1 protein-coding gene is annotated in these 1,128 nt (G+C 66.6%); it reads left to right on the top strand.

Annotation, left to right across the window (positions count from 1 at the left end; translation table 11 throughout):
- On the top strand, positions 1-1,128 hold a 1,128-nt coding region (locus FJ980_RS33315; protein WP_181181414.1), incomplete at both ends, for an autotransporter-associated beta strand repeat-containing protein.

Below are 1,128 nucleotides of genomic sequence, written 5' to 3'. Positions count from 1 at the left end.
GTTCACCACCGACGCCAGCCTGGGAGCCGCGGGCATCGGCATCAACCTGAACAACGGCACGATCGGAAGCGTGGCCACGGTCCATCCGGGGCCGACCAGCAATCGCCCCGTCACGATCACGGACAAGGGCGGCTTCTCCGTTGCATCGGCTCCACTCACCTGGAGCGGCGTGATCGGCGGAAGCGGCCAGTTGACCAAGTCCGGCGACGGCGACCTGAGCCTTTCAGCGGCCAACACCTACGGCGGCGGCACGACCGTGACCGGCGGTGTCCTGCGCTTCACGAATGACGTCAACCTGGGCGCGGCGGGTACGGCAATCACGTTGAATGGCGGCGCGGTCGGAACCACAAAGGACACTCCTGCGGCCACGTCGATCGACCGCAAGATCGTGCTCGCCGGTAACGGCGGCATCGACGTGGCGCTGCATCCCTTCATCTGGAGCGGCAGCATCAGCGGTGGCGGTCGCCTCATCAAGAGCGGCGACGGCGAGTTCGAGCTCACGGGCACCAACACCTACGCGGCCGGCACGCGGGTGGAAGAAGGAGTCCTGCGAATCGCGTCCGATGCCAAGCTCGGCGCGGCAGGCACCCATCTCAACCTGGACGGTGGTGGCGGTCTGAGTGCGTCGGCGACCTTTGCCAGCACCCGCCCCGTTTGGCTTACCGGCGCTCGCGGCATCGTTCTCGTCGATGCCGGCGAAACCCTCACCCTGAGTGGTGTAGTCAGTGAAAGTGGTGCGCTGGTCAAGTCCGGCCCCGGCGACCTGATTCTTAGCGGGGCCAACACCTACTCGGGCGGCACGACGGTCACCGGCGGCGTGCTGCGCTTCGCCAACGACGGCAACCTGGGCGCGGCAGCCACCGGGATCATGTTGAACGGTGGTGCAGTCGGGACCATGACGGACACACCTGCGGCAACGTCGATCAGCCGCAATATCACCTTGGCCAGCAACGGTGGCGGTATCGACGTGGCGGCGCAGTCCCAGTCTCTCTCCTGGAGCGGCAACATAAGCGGCAACGGTGGCCTCTTCAAGATCGGAGCCGGCACGCTGGTCCTCACCGGCAACAATACCTACGCCGGCGGCACGCAGGTGGCAGGAGGGACCCTGTGGGTTGCCTCCGACGCCAA

This window comes from Mesorhizobium sp. B1-1-5 (assembly GCF_006443065.1).
In the GTDB taxonomy this organism is placed as follows: domain Bacteria; phylum Pseudomonadota; class Alphaproteobacteria; order Rhizobiales; family Rhizobiaceae; genus Mesorhizobium.
This window is presented reverse-complemented; position numbering and strand designations above follow the sequence as displayed.